Here is a 7,170-nt window from a genome sequence, read left to right as displayed (position 1 = left end):
TTTTCCTCTTATATCCATTTTATAGTCTGGCATTTTTTACCCTCCTATTAATTGTTTTCAACCCCCATAACTTGGTAAAGAAGTAGTTAAAAAGGTAATTAAAAAATTTATTTCTAATCATAATACATGTGTCCTTTGTACTTCATATGAAAATCAACCAAGAGCTACACCTATTGAATATATTTATTATAATGATACGTTTTATTTTATATCAGAAGGTGGAATTAAATTTGCTAATATATTAAGAAATAATAAAGTTAGTATAGGAATCTTTGATAATTATAAGGATATGAAAAAAATTGGAGGCATACAAATTACTGGTGAAGCTACTAATATAGAATATTTAAGTGATGAATATCTTAAGGTAATGAAATTAAGAAATATTAGTATGAATACAATTAAAAAGCTAGATATAATACTAAATGTTTTTAGGGTTTCAGTTGAAAAGTTTGAATTATTAAATACTGAATTTAAAAAATATAATGGTGATGTTAGGCAAATTTTAAATATGATATCAGATAATAAGTAGAGGATTCCAATGTGAATCCTTTTTTCTATAAATTCAATTAAGTATTATTTTATTATATGTATAAATTAGTCTTCTAAAAAGGAGAATAATAATAGTAAGTTTTTTAGGAGGGGTATTTTTGCATATATTAATAAGTCTTATAGGAGGTTTAGGTCTATTTCTTTATGGGATAAGCGTAATGGGAGAAGGCCTTCAAAAATCAACAGGTCCTAAATTAGAAAAAGCTATTGGGCTTTTAACAAGTAGTACAATAATGGGGGTATTAGTAGGAACGGTAGTTACAGGAATTATTCAAAGTAGTGGAGCAACAACAGTAATGGTTGTTGGATTTGTTAATGCTGGTATAATGAGTCTTTATCAAGCAATAGGAGTAATAATGGGTGCTAATATAGGAACAACTGTTACAGCACAGTTAGTTTCTTTTGATGTGAGTATATTATCATCTATAGCCCTTGGAATTGGTATAGTACTATATATGATAGGTTCAAAATCTAAACCTATGCTTAAGAATATTTCTGAAATATTAATTGGATTTGCAATACTATTTATAGGTATGCGATTTATGAAAGAAGCGGTTGCACCACTATCAGAATATCCAATCGTAAAAAGTATTCTAGCTAAAATTGCAACAGAGCCATTTATAGCATTAATTGCTGGATTTTTAATGACAACTATATTACAAAGTTCAAGTGCTTCTATGGGGATATTAATAGCATTATCATCCCAAGGGTTAATGCCACTATCTGGAGCATTACCAATACTATATGGAGATAATATTGGTAGTTGTACAACTTCACTTTTATCAAGTGTAGGTGCAAATAAAAATGCTAAAAGAGCTGCTATAATGCACTTGTGCTTCAATATAATAGGTACAATTTTATTTATGGTTATTTTAAATAAACCTATAACTTGGATAGTACAATATTTAAATCCAAATGATTCTGCTAGACAAATAGCAAATTCACATACTTTGTTTAACATAGTAAATGTTATTCTTTTACTTCCATTTTCTAAATTTATAGTTAAGCTAGCTATGTTAATAATAACTGATAAAGACGATGAAGAAAAAGAAAGCACTACTATTATTAAATATTTAGATGATAGAATGTTAGAAACACCTGCTATAGCCTATGGAAATATAATTAGGGAATCTCTTAGAATGGGAAAAAAAGCGAAAGATGGCTTTACAAGTGCAACTAATGCTTTAATAAATAAGTCTCAAAAGCAGATAAATGAAACATTCGAAAAAGAAAGACTAATAAATGAACAACAAAAAAGAATTATAGATTATTTAATTAAGCTATCAAATAGATCATTAGACGATAATATGAGAAAATCTTTAGATTTATTATTTCATACTATAAATGATATAGAAAGAATAGGGGATTTATCAGAAAATATAGCGGAATTGGCTGAAGATGCTATAAAGAATAATGTTAAATTTTCTGAAAAAGCTTTAAATGAAATAAAGGAAATTTATAATAAAACATTAGAATCATATGATTTATCACTTGAAGCAATGAAACAAAATGACATGAGTATTGCAAATAATGCTATAGAATTAGAAGAAGATGTAGATGAGTTAGATAAAGCTTATAGAAATGAACATATGAAGAGATTAAATCAGCATCTTTGCAGTATAGATTCTGGAATAATATACTTAGATTCATTAACTAATATTGAAAGAATTTCAGATCATTCAGCAAGTATTGCTAAGAGAGTAATAATGGTTAATAAATAAAATAGATTATTAAAAAGAACAATAAGTTTTTTCCTTATTGTTCTTTTTCTTTAGTTTCATAATTATTTAATATGGACTTTAATTCGTTAATTTCAGTATTTGTAAGTTTTTGTGACTTAACAAAGTTAATCATCATTGAATTTAAAGAGCCATTAAAAACTTTATTTAAAAAACTTTCACTTTCTTCTCTAACACATTCTTCTTCACAAATAATAGAAAAGTAATAATATTCCTTCCCTTTCTTAGTAAAGTTAATAGCTTCTTTATTTAACAATCTATTAATTAATGTTTTAATAGTTGGAGCTTTCCAATTTGTTTTTTCTTGTAGCTCCTTAATTATTTCAGTAGAAGTTATAGTATCATTTTTCCAAATAATTTTCATGACTTCCCATTCAGAATCAGATATTTTAGGTAATTCCTTCATTAATAACACCTCTCTTGATTACAGATGTAATTTATACTTTAAGTTTACACATGTAATTTATTTTTGTCAATATAATAATATTATTACATTTTATGTAATAATATTATTATAGTATGAATTATGTAAACAGATAAAAATTCAAGAATATTAATAGTAAAATTTGTAAAATAAATATTGACTATTTAAAATTACAAGTGTAAACTATAATTACAGATTACAATTGTAATTCAAAAAATGGAGGTGACTTGTATAAATATATTAAATATAATATTTCAAGTATCGATACTGACTTCAATCTTAGCAATTATTATATTAATTTTAAGGCCTATTATAAGAAAAATATTAGGAATTAATATAGTATATTTTTTATGGCTTTTATTAATAATTAAATTGATTATACCTTATGGTCCAGAAAGTAAAATAAGTATTTACAATTTATTTAATAAGGTTGATACCTCCATTTCATATGATGAAAAATTAATAAATGATAATTCTCAAATAAAGTCGTATACAAATAAGATAAAAACACCTATAAATAACATTTCAGAAACTTCAAATAATATTATTGAAAAACCTATGTCAAAATCAGCAAATATAAATAATTATTTTAATACAAAAACAATATTAATCTCTATATGGATAACTGGAATTTCTATATTTTTTATATTTTTAATTTTTTCTTATTATAAGTTGATCAATATAAGAAAAAATATGATATACAGATATAATAGACAGTCTTATAAAATATTAAAGGAGTGTTTAACTTTATTAAATATAAGAAGAAATATAGAAATATTAGTAGTTAATGAAATTAGTAGTCCAGCTTTATGTGGTGTTATAAAACCTAAAATTTTAATTCCACTAAAAATATTTAATAATATTAAGAAGGAGGAATTAAAATATATAATTTTACATGAGCTATGTCATTATAAAAGAAAAGATGTTACTTTAACTTTGATTATATATTTATTAAAGGCTGTATACTGGTTTAATCCAATAATATTATTTGCACTAAATACATTAAAAGAAGATTGTGAAGTAGCTTGTGACAATATGGTTATTTCAAAGTTAGATAAAAGGGAAAGGGTATCTTATGGTTATACAATTATTAACGTTCTTAGTTATATAGGGGAAGCTTATATACCTTTAGGAATTAGTTCAATGATTAATAATAAGAAAAAGTTAAAGGAGAGAATTATTATGATTGGAAATAATAAAAAGATTGGAATTGGAAAAATAATAGCGGGTACAGGGGTTATAATATTATTAGGTAGTATTACTTTAAGTAGTGGTATAAATTCAGAGAAATCTGAATTAAAGGATACAAATAGTATTAATAAAAAATTAGTTAATAATATTTCTAATGAAATAAATACTAAGGTTGTAAAAGGTAAGGATGTAACTTTAGATGTTGATTTAAATGAAGTATCTCTTAGTAATAAAGAAGTAAATTCAAAAATTAATGCAGTTATTTATAACTCTCATGGTGATGAGGAGTACAAAGATGGCTATTCTGTTATGGATGCAGGAAAAGTATTAAGTGATAAGTTAAATGAATTAAGTATAAATTCAACATTTTTAGAATGTCAACAACCAAGTGAATATAAAACATCATTTTTAAATGCAGAAAATACTATTAAAGGGAATATATCAAATTTTTCAAATTATGTTTTAATAGATATTCATAGGGGAGAAAGTAATGAAGAAGATACAGATAAATCAGATATAGAAATAATTTTAGCAGAAAAATGTGAAAATTATGGCGAAAACTTAATATTAGCAAATGCTTTAAATGAGGAGTTAGTTAATAGGGGAATAAAAACAAAAATAGTACAATATAGAGAAGGAATAAATAACTTTAATTTACATTTATCAAAAAAGTCAATTGTTTTAAATATAGGTGATGAAAAAATGAGTGTAGAGGAAATTAATACGCTGTTAGATAGTGTTAGTGAAAGCTTTGCAACAGTTCTACAATAATAAATAATATTTATAATATTGAAATGTGAATATTAATATAATGGTATTAGATTTTTAATTATAAAGTACTTAAGGTATTAATATGGATAATAATTTAAAAAGGTAGTAAAATAGTATTAAAGATTTTTTGGGGGTAAACCTAATATAAAAGTAGGTGAAGTGTTTTGAATAAATCAATAAAAGAGTTTTTAGGGTGGATCTTAAAATATTTAATAATAGTTTTTACTACTATAGTATTAGTAATAGGAGGGAATTTACTATTTGTTGAAAGTCATAAATTAATTTCTCATAGAAAATCATTTTTACTTTATACAATATCTTCAGAAAGTATGGGTGCTATTATGATACTTATAGCTTCTGTTATTGGTATAATAATAGTTAAGCTTAATAGAAAATTTTTAAGTAAAAAAATATCTTCTAAAAGTAAAGGTGAAATAAGATATGAGAATATTGATTCATATAGTCCATTAGTTAAATGGACTATAGAAATGGATAGAAAAATTAGTGTAATTTCTAAAAATAATTTAACTAAATTTTTATATATTATTTTTGTAGTTGGAGTTATAATTTTTAGTTATACAAATTATACAGCAGTAACAAATGATGAAATAATTTATAAAACAGTTTTTTCAGATAAAGTATATTATTATGATGATGTAGAAAGATTAGAGTTAGGTTTTACCAAAGGTCAAGATAGTAATGTATACTACAATTTAGTTATGAGTGATGGAACTAAAATAAGTTTAATTGGCGGTTCAATTGAAGTTGTTGATGAAAGATACGAAAATGTTGTCTATGAAATTGATAGTAAATTACAAAGTTTAGGCAAATCAAAAGTAGTTGATAGGTTCTATATAGAGGACTTTAAAAATAATGGCTACAATCAAGAATATGTAGAAAGAGTACTTAGGCTATTTGAATAACATATTATTAAAATATTTATAGAAATAGAAAAAAGATATATTAAAAATATCATAATAGAATAAATTTAGTCTTAAGTTATATTTAAGAAATTTGCAATGGTGCAACAATAGTTAAGGAAAAATCCTTAGAATAGGTAAAAAACTATCAATATTGTTGCATCTTTTTTTATTATATTTGAGTGTTAAAGAAAATGATTATGTAGTGGGAGTTATTACTCTTAATTTACAGAGTTAAAAAATATTAGTTAGATAAATTATTAAGATTTCTTTTTTTCTTTCATATAAATTAAATTACTTAATTATGGGTAAATTATTATAAGCAATTAGTTAAAATTAAAGAAAACTTAAGGAGAGGAAATCTAATATGATTGATAAGCTTAGAAATAATAAATTTTATATAAAATATGGAGTTATAATTATATTTATAGCTTTAGTTGTTGTATTAACAGTAAAAACAATAGTTTATAGTGAGAATATAATTGAGTGGATTGTATATCAATTTAAAAATTTTATAGGTATAATTAAGCCTATTTTATATGCTATGTTATTAGCTTATTTATTAAATGAACCAATGATGTATATAGAAAAACTATTAGCTAATTTTCTATCAAAAACATCTAAAAAAAATAATTTTAAATATAATTTCTTGTTAAGATTATTAAGTATTATTTTACTTTTATCTTTAGTGATTATTTTATTAGTTTTAATATATAACTACATAGTGCCTCCAATATTTAAAAGTATTAATGAAATAATAGATTCCTTACCAAAACTTGAAAATCAATTAAAAATATGGACTAATGAAATTGTTAAAAGTTTAAAAGATAAAAATATAGATATACCAATTACAGGACAAATAGCATCAGAAATAGCAAATAGGGTTGGAATAGTAGCTGAGAAAATAGTAAGTTTTTTTGTATCTTCAATATCTAATATTTCTTCATTTATATTAAATTTTATTGTTACTATAATATTAATGATTTATTTCTTATCTGATAAAGAAAGATTAATAAGACAATTAAAGAAATTTGCCCATATTTTATTACCTAATAAATTTGAAAATGCTCTTACAATCTTCTTGATAGATTTAGATAATATAGTTGGTAAATTCATTTTAGGAGAAATTTTAGATTCAATAATTGTTGGAATAGTTTCAACTATACTTTTACTAATAATAAAACATCCATTTGCAGTTTTAATAGGTGTTTTAGCTGGTATAACTAATATAATTCCATATATAGGGCCAATTCTAGGTGCTGTATTAGCATTTATTTTAGGAATATTTACAAGTATGTCTATGGGAATAACAGGAGCAATATTACTTTTGTTATATCAACAAATTGATGGGAATTTTGTTCAACCTAAAATTGTTGGAGATAAAATTGGATTATCTCCAGTTTGGATACTTATAGTTGTATTAATAGGAGGAAGCTATTTTGGCGCATTAGGAATGATATTATCTATGCCAATAGCAGGATTAATTAGAATTTACTTAAATAGATATGGTGAAAAAAAGTTTAATAATATATAGATATTATATATAATTATGTTGAATTTAAAATAGGAGATATAG

Annotated in this window: 6 protein-coding genes; 5 read left to right on the top strand and 1 reads right to left on the bottom strand. The window is 23.4% G+C overall.

What is annotated here, in order from left to right; genetic code table 11:
* Positions 1-97: 97 nt before the first annotated feature.
* On the top strand, positions 98-529 hold the full coding sequence (locus I4V51_RS21445) for a pyridoxamine 5'-phosphate oxidase family protein (RefSeq protein ID WP_347708676.1): 432 nt from the start codon (positions 98-100) through the stop codon (positions 527-529).
* 118 nt (positions 530-647) lie between these two features.
* Entirely contained in the window at positions 648-2,270 is a 1,623-nt protein-coding gene (locus I4V51_RS20135) for a Na/Pi cotransporter family protein (RefSeq protein WP_195990229.1), read from the top strand.
* 34 nt (positions 2,271-2,304) lie between these two features.
* Here I4V51_RS20135 and I4V51_RS20130 read toward each other — a convergent pair whose 3' ends face one another.
* Complete coding sequence (locus tag I4V51_RS20130; RefSeq protein WP_195990228.1) at positions 2,305-2,694, bottom strand: BlaI/MecI/CopY family transcriptional regulator; 390 nt, start codon at positions 2,692-2,694, stop codon at positions 2,305-2,307.
* Between the two features lie 234 nt (positions 2,695-2,928).
* Between I4V51_RS20130 and I4V51_RS20125 the strand changes: the two genes are divergently transcribed.
* From I4V51_RS20125 to I4V51_RS20115, 3 genes are all read left to right on the top strand, one after another.
* Complete coding sequence (locus I4V51_RS20125; RefSeq protein WP_195990227.1) at positions 2,929-4,674, top strand: M56 family metallopeptidase; 1,746 nt, start codon at positions 2,929-2,931, stop codon at positions 4,672-4,674.
* Positions 4,675-4,838: 164 nt separating this feature from the next.
* Positions 4,839-5,597, top strand: coding sequence for a hypothetical protein (locus tag I4V51_RS20120; RefSeq protein ID WP_195990226.1), 759 nt, complete (start codon positions 4,839-4,841; stop codon positions 5,595-5,597).
* A 364-nt stretch (positions 5,598-5,961) separates the two neighbouring features.
* Positions 5,962-7,128: an AI-2E family transporter gene (locus I4V51_RS20115; protein ID WP_195990225.1), complete on the top strand. Its 1,167-nt coding sequence runs from the start codon at positions 5,962-5,964 to the stop codon at positions 7,126-7,128.
* The last annotated feature ends 42 nt before the right edge of the window (positions 7,129-7,170 follow it).

This window comes from Clostridium sp. D53t1_180928_C8, from assembly GCF_015667795.1.
In the GTDB taxonomy this organism is placed as follows: Bacteria; Bacillota; Clostridia; order Clostridiales; family Clostridiaceae; genus Clostridium.
Note: the sequence above shows the minus strand (reverse complement) of the source record. Positions and strands in the feature narration are given on the sequence as shown.